Source organism: Pseudomonas sp. LBUM1651 (assembly GCF_059716135.1).
In genome coordinates, this window is the sequence record NZ_CP166805.1 from 5,876,313 (window position 1) to 5,895,365 (window position 19,053).

The 19,053-nt window shown below is 60.4% G+C and carries 19 protein-coding genes; 7 read left to right on the forward strand and 12 right to left on the reverse strand.

Features of this window, described 5'->3' with window-relative positions:
* Positions 1-8 precede the first annotated feature (8 nt).
* Positions 9-488, reverse strand: coding sequence for an RNA pyrophosphohydrolase (locus ACA066_RS27555; protein WP_007897732.1), 480 nt, complete (start codon positions 486-488; stop codon positions 9-11).
* Between the two features lie 143 nt (positions 489-631).
* On the opposite strand from ACA066_RS27555, the gene ACA066_RS27560 reads away from it, so the two are divergent.
* Positions 632-1,288 carry a histidinol-phosphatase gene (locus tag ACA066_RS27560; RefSeq protein ID WP_497697381.1) on the forward strand — a complete coding sequence of 219 codons (657 nt, stop codon included), beginning with the start codon at positions 632-634 and terminating at the stop codon, positions 1,286-1,288.
* 108 nt (positions 1,289-1,396) lie between these two features.
* On the opposite strand, the gene ACA066_RS27565 is transcribed toward ACA066_RS27560, so the two are convergent.
* Positions 1,397-1,822, reverse strand: coding sequence for a DUF2269 domain-containing protein (locus tag ACA066_RS27565; protein WP_497697382.1), 426 nt, complete (start codon positions 1,820-1,822; stop codon positions 1,397-1,399).
* A 39-nt stretch (positions 1,823-1,861) separates the two neighbouring features.
* Positions 1,862-3,376 carry a threonine ammonia-lyase, biosynthetic gene (gene ilvA / locus ACA066_RS27570; RefSeq protein ID WP_253405380.1) on the reverse strand — a complete coding sequence of 505 codons (1,515 nt, stop codon included), beginning with the start codon at positions 3,374-3,376 and terminating at the stop codon, positions 1,862-1,864.
* Positions 3,377-3,690: 314 nt separating this feature from the next.
* Here ilvA and rpiA point away from each other — a divergent pair, with 314 nt between their 5' ends.
* Complete coding sequence (rpiA, locus tag ACA066_RS27575; protein ID WP_497697383.1) at positions 3,691-4,365, forward strand: ribose-5-phosphate isomerase RpiA; 675 nt, start codon at positions 3,691-3,693, stop codon at positions 4,363-4,365.
* A 126-nt stretch (positions 4,366-4,491) separates the two neighbouring features.
* On the opposite strand, the gene ACA066_RS27580 is transcribed toward rpiA, so the two are convergent.
* From ACA066_RS27580 to ACA066_RS27595, 4 genes are all read right to left on the reverse strand, one after another.
* On the reverse strand, positions 4,492-5,409 hold the full coding sequence (locus ACA066_RS27580; protein ID WP_497697384.1) for an SdiA-regulated domain-containing protein: 918 nt from the start codon (positions 5,407-5,409) through the stop codon (positions 4,492-4,494).
* Positions 5,410-5,528: 119 nt separating this feature from the next.
* A complete protein-coding gene (locus ACA066_RS27585; RefSeq protein WP_497697385.1) occupies positions 5,529-6,458 on the reverse strand; it encodes an SdiA-regulated domain-containing protein in 930 nt (309 codons plus the stop codon).
* A gap of 267 nt (positions 6,459-6,725) precedes the next feature.
* A complete protein-coding gene (locus tag ACA066_RS27590; RefSeq protein WP_497400299.1) occupies positions 6,726-7,391 on the reverse strand; it encodes a fumarylacetoacetate hydrolase family protein in 666 nt (221 codons plus the stop codon).
* 22 nt (positions 7,392-7,413) lie between these two features.
* Positions 7,414-8,808 (reverse strand): D-2-hydroxyglutarate dehydrogenase, encoded by a 1,395-nt coding sequence (locus ACA066_RS27595; protein WP_497697386.1) that lies wholly within the window; start codon positions 8,806-8,808, stop codon positions 7,414-7,416.
* A 204-nt stretch (positions 8,809-9,012) separates the two neighbouring features.
* On the opposite strand from ACA066_RS27595, the gene serA reads away from it, so the two are divergent.
* Positions 9,013-10,242 carry a phosphoglycerate dehydrogenase gene (serA, locus tag ACA066_RS27600; RefSeq protein ID WP_084320376.1) on the forward strand — a complete coding sequence of 410 codons (1,230 nt, stop codon included), beginning with the start codon at positions 9,013-9,015 and terminating at the stop codon, positions 10,240-10,242.
* A gap of 63 nt (positions 10,243-10,305) precedes the next feature.
* Here the strand turns inward: serA and ACA066_RS27605 are convergent, their stop codons facing one another.
* Positions 10,306-10,731: a DUF4399 domain-containing protein gene (locus ACA066_RS27605; protein WP_497697387.1), complete on the reverse strand. Its 426-nt coding sequence runs from the start codon at positions 10,729-10,731 to the stop codon at positions 10,306-10,308.
* Positions 10,732-10,867: 136 nt separating this feature from the next.
* Between ACA066_RS27605 and ACA066_RS27610 the strand changes: the two genes are divergently transcribed.
* Complete coding sequence (locus ACA066_RS27610; RefSeq protein WP_497697388.1) at positions 10,868-11,452, forward strand: transporter substrate-binding domain-containing protein; 585 nt, start codon at positions 10,868-10,870, stop codon at positions 11,450-11,452.
* Positions 11,453-11,581: 129 nt separating this feature from the next.
* Here ACA066_RS27610 and ACA066_RS27615 read toward each other — a convergent pair whose 3' ends face one another.
* Positions 11,582-12,067, reverse strand: coding sequence for a 2-thiouracil desulfurase family protein (locus ACA066_RS27615; protein ID WP_497697389.1), 486 nt, complete (start codon positions 12,065-12,067; stop codon positions 11,582-11,584).
* A gap of 2 nt (positions 12,068-12,069) precedes the next feature.
* Positions 12,070-12,702: a 2OG-Fe(II) oxygenase gene (locus ACA066_RS27620; RefSeq protein WP_497697390.1), complete on the reverse strand. Its 633-nt coding sequence runs from the start codon at positions 12,700-12,702 to the stop codon at positions 12,070-12,072.
* 108 nt (positions 12,703-12,810) lie between these two features.
* On the opposite strand from ACA066_RS27620, the gene ACA066_RS27625 reads away from it, so the two are divergent.
* A complete protein-coding gene (locus ACA066_RS27625; RefSeq protein WP_497697391.1) occupies positions 12,811-13,563 on the forward strand; it encodes a DUF2059 domain-containing protein in 753 nt (250 codons plus the stop codon).
* A 130-nt stretch (positions 13,564-13,693) separates the two neighbouring features.
* Here the strand turns inward: ACA066_RS27625 and bipL are convergent, their stop codons facing one another.
* Positions 13,694-14,641, reverse strand: coding sequence for a phospholipase BipL (gene bipL, locus ACA066_RS27630; protein WP_497697392.1), 948 nt, complete (start codon positions 14,639-14,641; stop codon positions 13,694-13,696).
* Positions 14,642-14,739: 98 nt separating this feature from the next.
* Here bipL and ACA066_RS27635 point away from each other — a divergent pair, with 98 nt between their 5' ends.
* Both ACA066_RS27635 and ACA066_RS27640 read left to right on the forward strand, forming a co-directional pair.
* Positions 14,740-15,321: a DUF6436 domain-containing protein gene (locus tag ACA066_RS27635; protein ID WP_497697393.1), complete on the forward strand. Its 582-nt coding sequence runs from the start codon at positions 14,740-14,742 to the stop codon at positions 15,319-15,321.
* Between the two features lie 114 nt (positions 15,322-15,435).
* Positions 15,436-17,847 (forward strand): penicillin acylase family protein, encoded by a 2,412-nt coding sequence (locus ACA066_RS27640; RefSeq protein WP_497697394.1) that lies wholly within the window; start codon positions 15,436-15,438, stop codon positions 17,845-17,847.
* A gap of 127 nt (positions 17,848-17,974) precedes the next feature.
* Here the strand turns inward: ACA066_RS27640 and ACA066_RS27645 are convergent, their stop codons facing one another.
* Entirely contained in the window at positions 17,975-18,940 is a 966-nt protein-coding gene (locus ACA066_RS27645; protein WP_497697395.1) for a GlxA family transcriptional regulator, read from the reverse strand.
* Positions 18,941-19,053: the final 113 nt, after the last annotated feature.

The following is a 19,053-nucleotide window of genomic DNA, read 5'->3' on the forward strand; positions in this document are numbered from 1 at the left end:
CTCCGTCGTCAGTCGCGCGCTAAAAGGCGCGGGGCAAGCTCTTTGAGAGCGCGTCGATACACCTCGCGCTTGAATGTCACCACCTGGCCCAACGGATACCAATAACTGACCCAGCGCCAGCCATCGAATTCCGGTTTACCGGTCAAATCCATCCGCACCCGCTGCTCGTTGGAGATCAGGCGCAGGAGAAACCATTTCTGTTTCTGGCCGATGCACAGCGGTTGGCTGTGGGTTCGGACCAGACGTTGCGGCAAACGATAGCGCAACCAGCCCCGGGTGCAGGCGAGAATTTCAACATCTTCGCGCTCCAGACCCACTTCTTCGTTCAACTCGCGGTACAAGGCGTCTTCCGGCGTCTCCTGGGGGTTGATACCACCCTGCGGAAACTGCCAGGCATCTTGATTGATACGGCGAGCCCATAGCACCTGTCCGGCATCATTCGTGAGAATGATCCCGACATTGGGGCGGAAACCATCGGGGTCGATCACGGCAACAACCTCGCAAACGCATGTCGCCGCATTGTTCCACAAAGGTTGTGAAGGCAGCAACGAGCCGGCCTACCTTATGTGCACTCTTGTGAAAAGTCCGTATTCTGGACGCCTTTCTACAGACTTTTCAGCGAGTAACTGCAATGCGGCTGGCTTTATTCGACTTGGACAACACGCTTTTGGGCGGCGACAGTGACCACGCCTGGGGCGATTACCTGTGCGAACGCGGCTTCCTCGACGCCGTCGCCTACAAGGCACGCAACGATGAGTTCTATCAGGATTACCTGGCCGGCAAGCTGGATAACGCCGCCTACCTGAACTTTTGCCTGGAAGTCCTCGGCCGTACCGAGATGGCCACGCTGGATCAATGGCACCTCGATTACATGCGCGACTGCATCGAGCCGATTGTGCTGCCCAAGGGGCTCGAACTGCTGGCCAAGCACCGCGAGGCGGGTGACAAACTGGTGATCATCACCGCCACCAACCGCTTCGTCACCGGGCCGATTGCCCAGCGCCTGGGCGTTGAAACCCTGATCGCCACCGAGTGTGAAATGGTCGATGGCCGTTATACCGGGCGCAGCACCGACATCCCGTGCTTCCGTGAAGGCAAAGTGACGCGACTGAGTCGCTGGCTGGAAGAAACCGGACATTCGCTGGAAGACAGTTACTTCTACAGCGACTCGATGAATGATTTGCCATTGCTGGAGCAGGTGGCGAATCCGGTGGCGGTTGATCCTGATCCGAATCTGCGCGCCGAAGCTGAGAAGCGCGGTTGGCCGGTGATGTCGTTGCGCGATTGATTGATCGCCGTACTGTAGGAGCGAGCTTGCTCGCGAAAAACTCAAGGTCGCTGCGGGGAGTCAGTTGCCCCGCGTTTTCGTTAACGACCATCGCGAGCGAGCTCGCTCCTACACTGGCTTGGCGCCCATCAACCCCGCAATGGCGATAAAACAGACAAAGCTGAACAGTGCCAGGGCGAAGGTGAACTTGCCGTTGCCTCCCGGGGCAGTGCGCAGCCTGTTCAGCCGCACCAGCAACCAGAACCACGCCAACGCCGCCACGGTGTAGAGCACACTCGAAGCCAGCAACCAGGTCTGCCCCAACGGCCACCCCACCAGATGCACCATCCACCAGCCGGTGAACGGCATGCTCAGTAACGCCAGGCCCATCAACAGCCAAATGAACACGCGAGGCCGTTGCAACGTTCGGCTGCCTGCCGTTGCGTCCCCGTTACGCCGCGTCCGCCAGACCCAGATCCCCAGGCCCAGCGCACACACCAGCAACACCACCGTCGCCACCATGTGTGCCACTTTCAGGGCGGTTAACGTTTCCATTGTTCGATTTCCTTATGACCTGCCCATCAGCGTAGCCGCTCAGCCGAGAAACAGTTGATAGGCCGGGTTGTCGCTTTCGTCCCAGTACGGGTAGCCGATTTCTTCCAGCGCCGCCGGCACCAGATGACGTTCCTCGTGAGGCACTTGCAGCCCTGCGACCACACGACCGTCCGCCGCGCCATGGTTGCGGTAGTGGAACATCGAGATGTTCCAGCGACCGCCGAGCTTGCTGAGGAAGTTGAACAGCGCGCCTGGCCGCTCCGGAAATTCAAAGCGCAGCACCACTTCATCAACAACCTGCGCCGCGCGGCCACCGACCATGTGCCGGATATGCAACTTGGCCAGTTCGTTGTCGGTGAGGTCCAGCACCGGGAAACCCTGCTCGGTCAGGCTGGCAAGCAACGCGCTGCGCGGATCGTTTTCCGGGTGCGTCTGCACGCCAACGAAGATGTGCGCTTCGCTGCCGGTGTTGTAGCGGTAGTTGAACTCGGTGATCTGGCGCTTGCCGATGGCTTCGCAGAACGCCTTGAAGCTGCCCGGCTTCTCGGGGATGGTCACGGCGATGATGGCTTCGCGGCCCTCGCCCAGCTCGGCGCGTTCGGCGACGTGACGCAAGCGGTCGAAGTTGACGTTGGCGCCGGAATCGATGGCCACGAAGGTGTGGCCTGTGACGGCGTGCTGCTCGACGTACTTCTTGATCCCGGCCACGCCAAGGGCGCCGGCAGGTTCAGTGATCGAGCGGGTATCGTCGTAGATATCCTTGATGGCCGCGCAGATCTCGTCGGTACTGACCGTGATCACTTCATCGACATAGTCTTTGCAGATATCGAAGGTGTGCTGTCCGATCTGAGCCACCGCGACGCCGTCGGCGAAGAGGCCCACGGTCGGCAGCACCACGCGCTCGCCGGCGGCCATGGCAGCTTGCAGGCAATTGGAATCGTCCGGCTCGACGCCGATGATTTTGATTTCCGGGCGCAGGTATTTCACGTACGCCGCGATACCGGCGATCAGCCCGCCGCCGCCCACCGGAACGAAGATCGCGTCCAGACGCCCAGGGTGCTGGCGCAGAATCTCCATGGCCACCGTGCCCTGCCCGGCAATGGTATGGGGATCGTCGTACGGGTGAATGTAGACGTAGCCTTTTTCGTCGACCAGTTTCAGCGAGTAGGCAAGGGCTTCCGGAAACGAATCCCCGTGCAGCACCACTTTGCCGCCGCGGGAACGCACGCCTTCGACTTTGATCTCGGGAGTGGTCTTGGGCATGACGATGGTGGCCTTCACACCCAGCACTTTCGCCGCCAGGGCCAGGCCCTGCGCGTGATTGCCCGCCGAAGCGGTCACTACGCCACGAGCGCGCTCTTCATCGCTCAGCTGCGTGAGCTTGTTGTAGGCCCCGCGAATCTTGAACGAGAACACCGGCTGCAAGTCTTCACGCTTGAGCAAAATGCTGTTGCCCAGCCGCTCGGAGAGCTGGCGGGCAGTCTGCAATGGGGTTTCTACGGCAACGTCATAAACGCGCGAGGTGAGGATCTTTTTGACGTACTGTTCGAGCATCGGAAAGCATCACTGAGCGGGTTGGGCAGGGCCAAGGAGTCTAACCCGGCTTTCACCTGAGCGACCACACTAAACGGATGGCTTTACGGCAACAAAAAGATCCCACCTGTAGGAGCGAGCTTGCTCGCGAAAAACTTAAAGGCGCCTCTGGGCATCTGGTTTTACGCGTTATCGTTAACCTCCATCGCGAGCAAGCTCGCTCCTACAAGGGATAGGGGAAGACATTGAGCCGCCAATCGGGCAATGACCTTGGCTGCCCCGGGGCCTATAATGCCGGCCTTTCCGTTCTCCCCTTGCCCGCTTTCGGAGCCCGCATGACCCAGGATCAACTCAAACAGGCAGTGGCTCAAGCCGCCGTCGACTTCATCCTCCCGAAACTTGACGACAAGAGCATCGTCGGGGTCGGCACCGGCTCCACTGCCAACTGCTTCATCGACGCGTTGGCCCAGCACAAAGGCGCATTCGACGGCGCCGTCGCCAGCTCCGAAGCCACCGCCGCGCGCCTCAAGGGCCATGGCATTCCGGTGTATGAGCTGAACACTGTGAGCGACCTCGAGTTCTACGTTGACGGCGCCGACGAAAGCGACGAGCACCTGAACCTGATCAAGGGCGGCGGCGCAGCCCTGACCCGCGAGAAGATCGTCGCGGCCGTGGCCAAGACTTTCATCTGCATCGCCGACGCCAGCAAACTGGTGCCGGTGCTCGGCGCGTTCCCGCTGCCGGTAGAAGTGATCCCGATGGCCCGCAGCCACGTGGCGCGCGAGCTGGTGAAGCTCGGCGGCGACCCGGTTTACCGTGAAGGCGTGTTGACCGACAACGGCAACATCATTCTGGATGTGTTCAACATGCAGATCACCAACCCGGTGGAGCTGGAGACGCAGATCAACGCGATCGTCGGCGTGGTGACCAATGGTTTGTTTGCGGCGCGTCCGGCGGACTTGCTGTTGCTGGGTACGAGTGAAGGCGTGAAGACCCTGCGCGCCGAGTAGCCTTTCACAAAACCCCTTGTAGGAGCAGAGCTTGCTCGCGAAGGCGGCGTGCCAGTCAATAAAGATGCCGACTGAAACACCGCCTTCGCGAGCAAGCTCTGCTCCTACAAGGGGTTGTGGTGTTGGTCAGGGTTGTGTCGGTTTCTTGAAGACGTAGAACAGGTTCGGCTCGCTCACCAGGTACATCGTGCCGTCATCATCCATGGCGATCCCTTCCGCTTGCGGCACCGTCTTCTGCAACCCCTGACGCCCCTTGTTCAATGACATGGTGCTCAGTGGTCGCCCGTCCACGTCCAGCTCCAGAATCAGTCGCGACTCGTCGGACAGCGCCAGCAAATGGCCGCTGCGCTCATCGTATTGCAGGCTCGACAGGTCTCGGACAAACATCCCGGCATCGCGCTTGGGGTTGTTGACCACGTGCACCGAGTAGGATTTCTCCGGGTTGTAATGCGGGAAACCCTGCACCTCATAGATCAGCATCGGGTCGCGCTCCTTGGCGACAAACAGACGCTTGCCCACCGAATCGTAGGCCAGGCCTTCAAAGCCCTTGTTGCCGCTCATGTGCACGCCAAGTGTCATCTGCTCGGCCTCCGCCGCGTCGAGGAACGTAGTGTCCTTTTCCAGATGAATCTTGATCAGGCGTTGCTGGCGCTCGTCAGTGATCACATACGTGTCGGCGCTGATGAACTCCACCGCCTCCGGATCACCGAAGCCGACCAGCGCGACACGCCGAATGATCTGGCCTTCCAGCGACAGCTCGATCAGTTCGGAGTTTTTGTTGGTGACGGTGAACAGGCTTTTGCGCACCGGATCGAAGGTCAGCGCCGATACATCGTCATCCAGGCCTTCGATGACCCGACCCTCGACCGCGACCTGGTAGTGACCCAGACCGATGGACTGCTCGCTCTCCGGCTGCCAAAGCGTGTGCAGATTGAACCAGGTGCGCTCGAACAGCCGCAGGTACTGGCCGACCGCAACCAGCACGATCAGCGCAACCACCAAAAGAATCAGCATCAGGGGTTTGGGACGGGCAAGTCGGCGCATTCAGGCAAGCTCGGAATCAGGACGGGCGGATGAAATACCACGGCAGTCTGAATTGAAGCTTAATGGCCATTAGCCGGGGCCTACAACTGAGCGTCGCGTTTCCTACAAAATCTCGCGGATCAGTGCTGCTTTTCGAAACGATAGAACAGGTTCGGTTCGCTCACCATGTACAGGGTTCCGGCGTCGTCCATGGTCACACCTTCGGCACGGGGAATGGTCTTTTTCAGACCATTGAAGCCGCCCAGCAAGGTCATGAAACTCACCTGCTCGCCCTTCTCGTCCAGCTCCAGCAACAGATGGGAGTCAGCGGACAATGCCAGCGTGTGCCGGGTGCGCGGGTCAATGGCCAGGGCCGACAGGTTGCGGATGTCCAGTTCGTCATTGTTCAGTTTCTGCTTGTCACCGGGGAGCGTCTGACCGTCGTTGCTTTTCCAGGTGAACAGCGCCGGCGGACGCTCCTCACCCAGCAGCATTTGCTGGTTGCGCGCATCCCACACGACCGATTCAAACGCTTTGTTCTGGTCTTTCGACGGACCGAGATCGTACTTCGGGAAGTTGGCGATGTTCAGCTCGCGGGTATCGGCATCGACCTTGACGATGGTGAGCACGTGCTCACGCTCATCAACAATGGCCAGCAGGCCGTTACCCATGGCCGTCACCGCTTCCGGGTTGCTCCAGCCCACCAGCGGCATCTTGCGCAATACATCGCCCTGCAAAGTCAGCTCGACCAGGAACGGGTTCTTGCCCATCACCGAGAACAGGGTTTTGGTTTGAGGGTTGTAGGCCAGGTCGGACGCTTCGTCCTTTTCCATCCCCGGCAATGGCTTGGCATCGATCACCGCGCGGTAGTCCGGGAGCCAGATACTTTCCTGGCGTTCGGCCTGGCTTTCGAAACGCTCCAGCACCCAGAGCACACCGCGGTCATCCCAATGCATCGCAAACGCAAGGCCGTATGCGGCGGCGACGGCCAGCAGCAGCCAGGCATACCAACGCATGAAAAAACGCGGGCGACGGGCAGTTTTAAGCGTGGGCAGCGGTTGGATGGCCATCGGGGATGCGTTCCAGAAATTCAGGCTAAGGGTAATAGCACAATTGGGACCGGCTCAGACGCCAGAAACCCTGGAATTATCCAGACAAGATGTGAAAAAAACGGCAAATGGCGGGATTGCCCTGCGTATGCACGCGCGCCCCCCCCCCGTAGGAGCGAGCTTGCTCGCGATGGACGTTAACGATAACGCTGAAAACCTGACACCCCGCGGGGCTCTCAGGTTCATCGCGAGCAAGCTCGCTCCTACAGGGGTTTTGCGGTGTTGCGGTTAGCGGACGCTGCTGGTAAAGCTGCTTGCGCCCGGCAATTCTATGACCAGCTCATCACCGACATTCAACGGACCCACGCCAACCGGCGTGCCCGTGAGGATCACATCACCGGCCTGCAGCGAGAAGCAGCCGGCCATGTGCTGGATCATCGGCACGATCGGGTTGAGCATTGCGCTGCTGTTGCCATCCTGGCGGACTTCGCCGTTGATGGTCAGGCGAATGCCGATGTCAGTCAGGTCAGCAAAGGTGCTGCCGGACACGAACGGAGCAATCACTGCCGCACCGTCGAACGACTTGGCGATTTCCCATGGCAGGCCTTTGGATTTCAACTCGGCCTGCTTGTCACGCAAGGTCAGGTCCAGGGCCGGCGCGAAACCGGAGATGGCATCGAGCACTTCTTCACGGCTCGGTCTGGTCGACAAAGGCTTGCCGATCAACACGGCGATCTCCGCTTCGTAATGCACCGAACCGCGCTCGGTCGGAATGCTGAAACCACCTTCCAGCGGCACGACGCAACTGCCGGGCTTGATGAACAGCAGTGGCTCGGTCGGCACCGGGTTATCCAGTTCCTTGGCGTGTTCGGCGTAGTTACGGCCAATGCACACCACTTTCCCCAGCGGGAAGTGAATACGCGTACCGTCGACATACTGGTGCTGATAGCTCATTACCGACTCCTGGTTCGTTGATTCAAACAGCGAAAATCTTGCCCGGGTTCATGATGCCGTTCGGGTCGAACACCGCTTTGACGGCTTTCATGTACTCGATCTCAACCGGCGAGCGGCTGTAGGTCAAGTAGTCACGCTTGGTCATGCCCACGCCGTGCTCGGCGGAAATCGAACCGTTGTACTTCTCGACGGTTTCGAACACCCACTTGTTGACGGTCGCACACTTGGCGAAGAAATCGTCCTTGCTCAGGTTATCCGGCTTGAGGATGTTCAAGTGCAGGTTGCCATCGCCGATGTGACCAAACCAGACGATTTCGAAATCCGGGTAGTGTTCGCCGACGATCGCGTCGATTTCCTTGAGAAACGCCGGCACTTTCGACACGGTGACCGAAATGTCGTTCTTGTACGGCGTCCAGTGGGAAATGGTTTCGGAGATGTATTCGCGCAGCTTCCAGAGGTTCTGCAGCTGGGTTTCGCTCTGGCTCATCACGCCGTCCAGCACCCAGCCCTGCTCGACGCAGTGCTCGAAGGTTTCCAGCGCGTGGTTGGCCACTTCTTCGGTGGTCGCTTCGAATTCCAGCAGCGCGTAGAACGGGCAATCGGTTTCGAACGGCGCCGGCACGTCGCCGCGCCCCATGACTTTGGCCAGGGCTTTGTCGGAGAAGAATTCGAAGGCTGTCAGGTCGAGCTTGCTTTGGAATGCGTGCAACACCGGCATGATCGAGTCGAAATCGGTGGTGCCGAGCACCATCGCAGTGAGATTTTTCGGGGCGCGGTCCAGACGCATGGTCGCTTCAACCACAAAACCGAGGGTACCTTCCGCGCCGATGAACAGCTGACGCAGGTCGTAGCCGGTCGCGTTTTTGATCAGGTCGCGATTCAACTCCAGTACGTCGCCCTTACCGGTGACGACTTTCATGCCGGCGACCCAGTTGCGGGTCATGCCGTAGCGAATGACCTTGATTCCGCCGGCATTGGTGCCGATATTGCCGCCAATCTGGCTCGAACCTGCGGAAGCGAAGTCCACCGGGTAGTACAGGCCCTTTTCTTCAGCGACGTTCTGCAGATGCTCGGTGACCACACCCGGCTGGCACACGGCGGTGCGGTCGGTCAGGTTCACGTCGAGAATCTGGTTCATGTAGTCGAAGGACACGACCACTTCGCCATTCGCCGCGACTGCCGCAGCGGACAACCCCGTACGCCCGCCGGACGGCACCAGCGCCACCTTGTGTTTATTGGCCCAAAGGACGATGGCCTGGACCTGTTCGGTGGTCTTGGGAAACACGATGGCCGTCGGGGCCGGAGCGAAATGCTTGGTCCAATCCTTACCGTAAGCATTCAGGGAGTCGGCATCAGTCAGTACCTTGCCAGGCTCAACCAGGGTCTTCAGCTCATCAATCAGGGCAGGATTGGTCATCGACAGAACTCTCGAACAATTCATGGTCATCCTGAGAACGCTTCACGTCGCAGGAATGAGTGTTTAGCGGGGTGCATATGCTAGCATACCGACCCCGCAGCATAGTGCCGAAAGGCAATTCTGCGGCGACGGCTTTCCTGCCGTCCGGGTCAGCGTCTGCTGGCTATTTCCTGCCATTTTTCTCCGGGATACAGGTTTACGCAGATGAGCAAGACTTCTCTCGATAAGAGCAAGATCAAGTTCCTTCTTCTCGAAGGCGTCCACCAATCGGCTGTCGACGTCCTCAAGTCGGCGGGCTACACCAGCATCGAGTACCTCACCGGTTCTCTGCCGGAAGCCCAGCTGAAGGAAAAGATCGCCGATGCTCACTTCATCGGCATTCGCTCCCGCACTCAACTGACCGAAGAGATCTTCGATCACGCGAAGAAGCTCGTGGCTGTAGGGTGTTTCTGCATCGGCACCAACCAGGTTGACCTGAACGCTGCCCGCGAACGCGGCATCGCGGTGTTCAACGCTCCGTACTCCAACACTCGCTCCGTTGCCGAGCTGGTGCTGGCCGAAGCGATCCTGTTGCTGCGCGGCATCCCTGAGAAGAACGCTTCCTGCCACCGTGGCGGCTGGATCAAGAGCGCCGCCAACTCCTTCGAAATCCGCGGCAAGAAGCTGGGCATCGTCGGTTACGGCTCGATCGGTACGCAACTGTCGGTTCTGGCTGAAGGCCTGGGCATGCAGGTGTACTTCTACGACACCGTGACCAAGCTGCCACTGGGCAACGCGACCCAGGTCGGTAACCTGCACGAGCTGCTGGGCATGTCCGACATCGTCACCCTGCACGTTCCGGAAACCGCTGCGACCCAGTGGATGATCGGCGAGAAAGAAATCCGCGCCATCAAGAAGGGCGGCATCCTGATCAACGCCGCGCGCGGCACCGTGGTCGAACTGCAAGCCCTGGCGGACGCGATCAAGGACAAACACCTGATCGGCGCGGCCATCGACGTGTTCCCGGTGGAGCCACGCTCCAACGACGAAGAGTTCGAAAGCCCGCTGCGTGGCCTGGACAACGTGATCCTGACCCCGCACATCGGTGGTTCCACCGCCGAGGCGCAAGCCAACATCGGTCTGGAAGTGGCGGAAAAACTGGTCAAGTACAGCGACAACGGTACTTCGGTATCGTCCGTGAACTTCCCGGAAGTGGCCCTGCCGGCTCACCCTGGCAAGCACCGTCTGCTGCACATCCACGAGAACATTCCGGGTGTGATGAGCGAGATCAACAAGGTCTTCGCCGAAAACGGCATCAACATCTCCGGTCAGTTCCTGCAGACCAACGAGAAAGTCGGCTACGTGGTCATCGACGTCGACGCCGAGTACTCGGACCTGGCGCAAGAGAAGCTGCAGCACATCAACGGCACCATTCGTTGCCGCGTGTTGTTCTGATAGCGAATCGAGCGACAAAAAAAGGAGACCTTCGGGTCTCCTTTTTCATGGGCGCTACTAACGTTACTTAACGTTGACGGTGATCTTCTCAGAGACGATCGGCGGATCGAAGGCCATGTGGTTCTTGTCGCCCAACTCCAACTGCAAGGTGTGCTTGCCAGGTGTCAGCGTCAGCTCGGCTTCTGTCTGCGCCTTGCCGAAATGAACGTGATTGGCATCTGCCGGGATGACTGCCCCTGCTGCAACTACATCCTTGGCATCGACCAGCAAATGGTGGTGGCCAGTATTCTTGGTGGTATCGCCCGCTGGCGCCAACGCAACGTTCTCGACAGCGAATTTGATTTTGAAAGTTTGCGGGACAGTCCCACCATCTTTAGGAGAAACAATGGAAACTTCAGCACCCTTGGGTGCCGGCGTAGCCGCACTGGCCAGCACCGAAACGCCCATCAGCAGGCCAGCCAACGCAGCACGTGACATAAAGGTTTTCATTCTCTTCTCCAGTTTTTTCATAAAATCCGCGCGGCCATGACAACTTCACGGCCATTCGTTGTCGAAGGCTTTCGACAACCATAGCAAAGCGAGCCTGAACCAGCGCATCGCGATAAATGTATTCAAAGGAGTGACCATGCGCTTTCTGCCTGGCCTGATCTGCCTGCTACCCCTTCTGAGCCCTTTGGCTCATGCCGAACTGATTGACGATGTAAACGACCGCGGCGAATTGCGCATTGCCCTTGAGGCTAATACACCGCCCTTCAATTTCAAGGACGACGGCCAGCTCTCGGGCTTCGAAGTCGAACTGGGCCAACTGCTGGCCAATGAACTGGATGTGCGGGCCGACTTTGTCGTCACCGACTCCAGCGATCTGTTGGCCGGCGTCGAAAGCGGCAAGTACGACGTCGCCATCAACCACATAGCAGTGACCCCGGAACTCAAGGATCGTTTCGACTTCAGCGAACCTTACATTCACACCAATGCGCAATTGATCGCGCAGAAAGAAGAGCCGCGTTCGATCCTGCTTGTGCAGTCGCTGACGGAAGAAAAGCCGAAAACTGCCACGGCTGTGAGCCTGGCGATTCCATTTCAGAAGGGTAACCCGGCGTTCCAAGCCAGCCTGGAAAACGCATTGCAGCGGATCAAGGCGGATGGGCGGATGGAGGCGCTGGAGCAGAAATGGTTTGGGGCGGATGCGAGTGTGGCGCCCAAACCCTGATCTCAGGCTGATGAATAACCCTGTGGGAGCGAGACCGGCTTGCCGGCGATGAGGGCATAACATTCAACATCATCATTGATTGTCGCTATCGCGAGCAGGCTCGCTCCCACAGTGGTTTTGTGTTGATTGTTAGTCGAGTGTTGCCAGGACCATAGCCGCTTGCGGCAACTCCAGCTCGCTGAAGACTTGCACGCCATGGCGCTTGAGCAGCGCCGCCGTGACACCTTCGCCACTGACCTTCACGCCGCTGAACGTCCCGTCATAAGTCAGCAGGTTTCCGCACGACGGGCTGTTGGCCTTGAGCACGGCGATGCGGATGCCGTGTTTTTCTACCAGCTCCAGCGCCTGATAAGCGCCAGAAAGAAACTGCGCACTGACATCCTCGCCTTCGGTGGTGATCACCGCCGCCTGCCCCTCCAGCACGTCACCCCCCTGCCCGCCCGGAATCTCCGCTGCCGCCCGTGGCGTCGGCAACCCGCCAGCGACCTCAGGACACAATGGCACGACGCGACCTTCGTCGAGCCACTGCTGAAGCTGATCGAACGGCCCGCTGGCCCCGCCGTCGTAACGCACGCGGTGGCCGAGCAGACAGCGACTTACCAGAATTTTCTGCATGATCAGAACGGCTCGTTGCCACGGCGCCGGAACCAGCCGGTCAATGACAGGCGATCACGGGTCGCGGGCAGGACTTCGTGGGGCACCTCGCCCGACAGGAACACCACCAGGCATCCGCCGGTAGGCACCACATCGTGTTCGACGCCATCCTTCAGGTACATGCGCAACTGACCGCCGTGCGCCGGCAACCAGCCGTCGTTGAGGTAGACCACCGCCGAAACCATGCGTCGGTCGTCGTCGCGGAAGCGGTCGACATGCTTGAGGTAGAAAGCACCGGGCGGGTACATCGCAAAGTGACTTTCGAAATCTTCCAGGCCCAGATACAAACCGCGATTCATGGCCTCGCGCAGGCTGTCCATCAACTGCAGATAGCGGTCGCAAGCCAACGCCTGACCGGGCTCGATCCACTGGATTTTGTCGCCGCGAATGCCCTCGCGAATCTCCGATGTCGACCCACGGCCCACGGCGGCCGGGGCCAGTTCACCCTCGGCGGCACGTTTACGGCACTCAGCCGCCAGTTCTTGGGTCAGACCCAAAGGCAGGAAAATATTCTGCTGCGACCAGCCGCGTTCAGCCAGGTCGTCGACGATACGTAACAGCAGCGGGTGATCAGAGGATATTTGCATGGCGCGCATAGTATGCCTGTGCCTGAAAATCCGACAGAGCCGTGCAGCGGCTTGATACGAATTCTCGACAAGTCCGTATGCCGCACGGAGAATAGTCGCCTGCTGACAGGAGTCCCTATGCGCCGTTTGCTTTTCTCACTGCTGATGTTCTGCGTTTTGCCCGCCTGGGCAGACGGCCACGACCAGTTGTACAAGGTCGCCGGCTGGCCAGAGCAACGCGCGCATTTCAGCGATGCCCTCTCAGCCGCTCAGCAGCGTTACCAGAACAGCCTGCCGCCCGCCGTGTTTCAGGCGCTGGTGAATAACAGCAATCAGCGCTTTGCCCCGCAGGCCGTCGACCAGCGCGCCGAAGCGCAATTGCGCAAAACCCTCGCTGATCCGAAGCCTGCACTGGCCTTCTTCCAGTCGCCGCTGGGCAAGAAAATCGTGGCCGCCGAGCTGCTGGCGACCCGTCGTGATCAGTTGGCGAAGAACGCCAAGGGCCTGCCGAAGATTCAGGCCAGCGACAGCCGCACGCTGATCATCGGTCACCTCGCCCAGGCCTTGCCCGCGCGTGAGGCCGGAGCGGAAGTCAGCCTTGCGATTGCCGGTGTTGCGGCCGACAGCTTGAGTTCGATGATCCCCGGCCTGCTCGGCGGCGGTCAGGCGCAAGGTCTGTTGAACGGTCAGCGTCAACGTTTGATGGACCAGATCGGCAGCGACCTAAACAACACGCTGTTGTATGTCTATCGCGACCTGACGGATAACGAGCTTGAGGAGTTTGCTACGTTTGCCGAGTCGGCCGAAGGCAAGGCGTATTACCAGGCGGCGTTGGCGGCGATTCGGGCGGGGTTGGCGGTGGGGCAGAATCCTTCGAACCCTAGCCAGTAATCTTCGGCGTCAGATAGGTCCTCATCGCCGGCAAGCCGGTCTCGCTCCCACATTAGACCGGGTTTTCCCAAACAACTCGGTCAACTGTGGGAGCGAGACCGGCTTGCCGGCGATGAGGACCGAACAATCGCTAAAGATTCCGGCCCTTGATCCGCTTGCTCAAAAACCCGAAATACTCCCCCCGCAACGCCACTGTCTCATTCGCCAAATGATGCCGCGCCTCAGGCAACATCAACACCTGCGGCCGATCGAACTTGGCTTTCAACACCTCAAGGTTGTGCTCCCAATCCACCGTCATGTCCGCCTGCCCTTGCACGATCAGCGGCTGGCGCGTGCTGCCGGGTGCGGCTTCGATGCGTTTGATCCAGCGCGCCAGCGCGCCGACCCAGGCCGTTGGCAGGCGCAGCGGCTGCAACGGGTCGGCTTGCAGGAATGGCAGGAAATCCGGGTCGTTGGAGTTCTCGCTGAAGCGCCGGGCGATGGCTTTGACGAACGGCTTGAGCAGGTAATAACTGAGCTGCGACCAACCCCAGGCCCGCGGCCTCACCAGCGGCGACAGCAGAATCACCTGGCCCTGGGCCGGACTGCTCGCGCCTTCGTTGAGCACATGGTCGATCACGATGGCGCCACCGGTACTCTGCCCGCACAGGTGCCACGGCTGCGGCAGATCGAGGGATTGCGCCTCGGCAAACAGCCCTTGCAGCGTGTCCTGATACTCGGCGAAATCCTTGATGCTCGCCCGTTCGCCGCTGGACAGACCGTGCCCCGGCAAGTCGCAGGCAATCACCGCAAAGCCCTGATCCAGGGCCCACTCGATCACATGCCGGTACAGCCCGGTGTGATCGTAGAAACCGTGGAACACAAACAGCGTCGCCTTCGCCCGCTCCGGCCACCAGAGTTGGCTGACCAGTTCATAACCGTCCACCTCGAAACGCCCCAGGCCACTGCGCAACTGACGGCCCGGAAAATCCAGGCCGTAGAACCGCTGGTACGCCAGCGCCTCCACGGGCAGCGGCTGCCACTCGGCCAGAGGCCGCAGGCCTGCACGCAGATGATCAGGGTCGAAAGTGGCGGACATTGGGCGATTCCAGAGCACGAAGCGGACTTTATAAGCCTGCGATATTCATCTGTCGCGGCAAGCATGGCAAGCTGGGCGACCTTCGAGGATCGACACCCATGCGTTCGCCCTACCGCACCACACTGCTTGCCAGCCTGATCGCCCTCGTGTGTGCCGGTGTGTTGTGGGCCGCTTACGACTGGTTTCAAGGACGCTACCTGCGGGCGTTCAGCGAGCACACGGCGGTGTTTTCCGGCGACCCGTTGCGCCTGCCCGACCACCTCGCCGGCCCCGGCGCCATCCGCCTCGTGCACTTCTGGGACCCGGCCTGCCCGTGCAACGTCGGCAATCAGCAACACCTGAGCGAACTGGTCGAGCAGTATGTGCCGCAGGGCGTCGAGTTCTATTCGGTACAAAAGCCCGGCAGCCACGGCCAGTTGCCCAGCACCTTGAGCAGCCTGAAAACCATCACCGTCCTCCCAGGCTCGGAACAGATCCCGGCCAGCCCGGCCGTGGCGATCTGGGATCGCAGCGGCAAACTCGCCTACTTCGGCCCTTACAGCGAGGGCCTGACCTGTAATTCGAGCAACAGCTTTATCGAGCCGATCCTGCAAGCGCTGAACGAAGGCCGCACGGTGAATGCCACGCACACTCTGGCAGTCGGGTGTTACTGCCCGTGGCCTGTCGATACAACGAAGTAGCGACAGACCAGGCAACAAGAATCCCTCCTACGGGTGATGGGCCGATTCGGCAGGTCGTGTTAAACAGTGACGCCAGGGAATTGCTGCCACTCATAACAAGAACAAGGAATCACCATGAAACGTCTCCTGACTGCGCTCGTCCTGCTGATTGTCGTGCTCGCCGCAGGCGCCGGCTGGTACGTCTACAGCAAGCAGCCGACACGCCAGGGCATGGTTGAGTTGCAACACCTGCAAGGCTCCGTCACCGTGCGTTACGACGAGCGTGGCATCCCGCACATCCGCGCCGAAAACGAAACCGACCTGTACCGCGCCCTCGGCTACGTGCACGCCCAGGACCGGCTGTTTCAGATGGAAGTCTTGCGTCGCCTCGCCCGCGGTGAACTGGCCGAAGTGCTGGGCCCGAAACTGCTCGACACCGACAAGCTGATGCGCAGTCTGCGCATTCGCGAACGCGCCGAAACCTACTTCGCCAATCTGGACAAACAGTCCCCGACATTCATTGCCATGCAGGCCTATCTGGATGGCATCAACCAGTATCAGGACAGCCACGCAAAACCCGCCGAGTTCGATGCGCTGGGCATTTCAAAGCGCCCATTCACCGCTCAGGACACCATCAGCATCGCCGGTTACATGGCCTACAGTTTTGCCGCGGCGTTTCGCACCGAACCCTTGCTGACTTACGTGCGTGACCAGTTGGGTGCCGACTACCTGAACGTCTTCGATCTCGACTGGCAGCCCAAAGGCGTGCTGACGAAAAACCCCGGCAGCGCCATGCCGCCCCTCGCCAGCGCCGACTGGAAAGACCTCAACGCCCTCGCCCGCCTGAGCGAGCAGGCACTGGCCGACAACGGCTTGCCGCAGTTCGAGGGCAGCAACGCCTGGGTGGTCTCCGGCAACCGCACCAAAAGTGGCAAGCCGCTGCTGGCGGGTGACCCGCATATCCGCTTTTCCGCGCCGTCGGTGTGGTACGAAGCGCAGCTCTCGGCACCGGGCTTCGAGCTCTATGGTCACTATCAGGCCCTGATGCCGTTCGCATCGCTGGGGATGAACCGCGACTTCGGCTGGAGCATCACCATGTTCCAGAACGACGACCTCGACCTGATCGCCGAGATGATCAACCCGGAGAACCCCAATCAGGTCTGGTATCGCGGCAAGTGGGTGGACATGACCACCAGCGAGCAGCAGATCGCGGTCAAGGGCCAGGCGCCTGTGACATTGGTGCTGCGCCAGTCACCCCACGGGCCGATCGTCAACGATGCGCTGGGCAACAGCGTCGGCAAAACGCCGATCGCCATGTGGTGGGGTTTTCTCGAAAGCCAGAATCCGATCCTCGAAGGCTTCTATCAGCTCAACCGCGCCGACACCCTGGCCAAGGCGCGCAGTGCCGCCGCCAAGATCCAGGCTCCGGGTCTGAACATCGTCTGGGCCAATGCCAAGGGCGACATCGGCTGGTGGGCGGCGGCGCAGTTGCCGAAACGCCCGGCGGGTGTGCGGCCGTGGTTCATCCTTGACGGCAGCAGCGCCGAATCGGACAAGGACGGTTTCTACCCGTTCAGCGCCAACCCGCAGGAAGAGAACCCGGCGCGGGGCTACATCGTCTCGGCCAACTTCCAGCCCGTGTCACCTACGGGCATGGAGATTCCCGGTTACTACAACCTCGCGGATCGGGGCCAGCACCTCAATCGCCAGCTCGGCGACAAAACCGTCAAGTGGGATCTGGAGACCAGCCAGAAGTTGCAGTTGGGCACCACCACTGCTTACGGCCCGCGTTTGCTGGCGCCGTTGTTGCCGGACCTGCGTGAGGTGGTGAGCGATCCCGCCGAACTCAAACTGGTGGAGCAATTGGCTCAGTGGAAAGGTGACTACCCGCTGGATTCCACCAGCGCCACGCTGTTCAACCAGTTCCTGTTCAACCTCGCGGACGCATCGATGCACGATGAGCTGGGCAACGACTTTTTCGAAACGCTGCTCTCGACCCGGGTGATCGACGCTGCGCTGCCACGCCTGGCGGCGAACGCTGACTCGCCGTGGTGGGACAACCGCAACACCCTCGGCAAGGAAACCCGCGCCGATACGGTAAAGGTGGCGTGGCAAGCGAGCATTGCTCACCTCAAGACCACGCTGGGTGCGGATTTCGCGCAATGGCAGTGGGGCAAGGCGCACACGCTGACCCATGGTCACCCGCTGGGGCAGCAGAAGCCGCTGGACCGGATTTTCAATGTCGGGCCGTTCGCGGCGCCCGGTACCCATGAAGTGCCGAACAACCTCTCGTCCAGGATCGGGCCGGCGCCATGGCCGGTCACTTATGGGCCATCGACCCGACGCCTGATCGATTTCGCCGACCCGGCGCACAGCCTGACCGTTAACCCGGTGGGTCAAAGTGGTGTGCCGTTTGACCGGCATTATGAGGATCAGGCTGAGGCGTATGTCGAAGGGGTGTACTTCCAGGCGCATCTCAATGATGAGGAAGTCACGGCGAATACGCGGAGTACGTTGAAACTGTTGCCGGCGCGCAGTGCTCAGTAGATTTGTATTGGCTGGAGTGGCCTCATCGCTAGCAGGCTAGCTCCCACAGTGGTCCTGTGCACGCAGATCCATTGTGGGAGCTAGCCTGCTAGCGATGAGGCCCGCAAGAACAACGCATATTCATGGCTCAAACCATCGCCGCAAAATTCAACCTGAACTGCTGCGGTGTCACTCCAAGCCGGCGATTGAACACGCTGCGCATATGCTGGGCATCGCGAAATCCACACTGATACGCCACCGTCTTCAACGGCGCGACGGTGCTTTCCAGCATCACCCGCGCCGCATCCACCCTCGCCCGCTCGACAAATTCCGCCGGGGTGACTTTCGCCTCTTTGGCAAACACCCGGGAAAAGTTGCGCGCGCTCATGTTGGCCGCGTTGGCCAGGTCAGCAATGGTCAGGTCGCCGGTCAGGTTCGCCAGCACGTAATGCTGAACCATCGCCACGGCCGACGTCGGTTCGGTGTGGGGCGTCAGGAATGGGCTGAACTGTGACTGCCCGCCCGAGCGCTGGGTGAACACCACCAGCCGCTTGGCCACACTCAGCGCGACTTCCGGCCCGTGATCCCGGGCCAGCAGGTACAACGACAGATCGATTCCCGCCGTGACGCCGGCCGAGGTGTACAGCTCGCCGTCCTGCACGTACAGGCGATCAGCCTCGACCTGAGTCGAAGGACACAACGCCGCGAGCGCTGCTGCATCGCCCCAATGAGTCGTCACCGTTCGCCCCTCGAGCAGTCCTGCCCGGGCGAGCATGAACGCGCCGTTACAGATCGAGCCGAAACGTTGCGCCAGTGCGCTGGCATCCCGCAACCAGGCATCGAAGGCTGCACCGAAATCCATGAACGGCAACTGCGGCCCTCCGGCCACCAGCAACAAGTCGTACGCCCCCAGCGCCTCGCTGAAATGCCGATGGGCATTGAGCGACAAACCGTTGGAACACGGCATTATCCCGCGCTCGACGCCAATCACCTCCAGCCGATAGTGATCCTCCGGCGCCAGGAAACGATTGGCTTCGGAAAACACATCCATGGGACCGGTGACGTCCAGCGACTGGACGCCTGCGAATACCACGATGGCAACGGTTTTACTCATGGGTTCGAAACGCCTCTGTGGATCACGCTTACCTGTGGCGAGGGGGCTTGCCCCCGTTGGAGTGCGCAGCACTCCCAGTTTCCAGCAACGCTGGTGTACCTGATGTATCTGAG

What these genes read in the sequence shown, in the direction of transcription:
- ACA066_RS27580 (WP_497697384.1), bottom strand. Translation starts at nt 5,409, where the DNA reads ATGCGCCGACTTGCCCGTCCCAAACCCCTGATGCTGATTCTTTTGGTG.
- ACA066_RS27610 (WP_497697388.1), top strand. Translation starts at nt 10,868, where the DNA reads ATGCGCTTTCTGCCTGGCCTGATCTGCCTGCTACCCCTTCTGAGCCCT.
- bipL (WP_497697392.1), bottom strand. Translation starts at nt 14,641, where the DNA reads ATGTCCGCCACTTTCGACCCTGATCATCTGCGTGCAGGCCTGCGGCCT.
- ACA066_RS27640 (WP_497697394.1), top strand. Translation starts at nt 15,436, where the DNA reads ATGAAACGTCTCCTGACTGCGCTCGTCCTGCTGATTGTCGTGCTCGCC.
- ACA066_RS27565 (WP_497697382.1), bottom strand. Translation starts at nt 1,822, where the DNA reads ATGGAAACGTTAACCGCCCTGAAAGTGGCACACATGGTGGCGACGGTG.
- ilvA (WP_253405380.1), bottom strand. Translation starts at nt 3,376, where the DNA reads ATGCTCGAACAGTACGTCAAAAAGATCCTCACCTCGCGCGTTTATGAC.
- ACA066_RS27635 (WP_497697393.1), top strand. Translation starts at nt 14,740, where the DNA reads ATGCGTTCGCCCTACCGCACCACACTGCTTGCCAGCCTGATCGCCCTC.
- serA (WP_084320376.1), top strand. Translation starts at nt 9,013, where the DNA reads ATGAGCAAGACTTCTCTCGATAAGAGCAAGATCAAGTTCCTTCTTCTC.
- rpiA (WP_497697383.1), top strand. Translation starts at nt 3,691, where the DNA reads ATGACCCAGGATCAACTCAAACAGGCAGTGGCTCAAGCCGCCGTCGAC.
- ACA066_RS27560 (WP_497697381.1), top strand. Translation starts at nt 632, where the DNA reads ATGCGGCTGGCTTTATTCGACTTGGACAACACGCTTTTGGGCGGCGAC.
- ACA066_RS27615 (WP_497697389.1), bottom strand. Translation starts at nt 12,067, where the DNA reads ATGCAGAAAATTCTGGTAAGTCGCTGTCTGCTCGGCCACCGCGTGCGT.
- ACA066_RS27625 (WP_497697391.1), top strand. Translation starts at nt 12,811, where the DNA reads ATGCGCCGTTTGCTTTTCTCACTGCTGATGTTCTGCGTTTTGCCCGCC.
- ACA066_RS27595 (WP_497697386.1), bottom strand. Translation starts at nt 8,808, where the DNA reads ATGACCAATCCTGCCCTGATTGATGAGCTGAAGACCCTGGTTGAGCCT.
- ACA066_RS27645 (WP_497697395.1), bottom strand. Translation starts at nt 18,940, where the DNA reads ATGAGTAAAACCGTTGCCATCGTGGTATTCGCAGGCGTCCAGTCGCTG.
- ACA066_RS27605 (WP_497697387.1), bottom strand. Translation starts at nt 10,731, where the DNA reads ATGAAAACCTTTATGTCACGTGCTGCGTTGGCTGGCCTGCTGATGGGC.
- ACA066_RS27620 (WP_497697390.1), bottom strand. Translation starts at nt 12,702, where the DNA reads ATGCGCGCCATGCAAATATCCTCTGATCACCCGCTGCTGTTACGTATC.
- ACA066_RS27585 (WP_497697385.1), bottom strand. Translation starts at nt 6,458, where the DNA reads ATGGCCATCCAACCGCTGCCCACGCTTAAAACTGCCCGTCGCCCGCGT.
- ACA066_RS27590 (WP_497400299.1), bottom strand. Translation starts at nt 7,391, where the DNA reads ATGAGCTATCAGCACCAGTATGTCGACGGTACGCGTATTCACTTCCCG.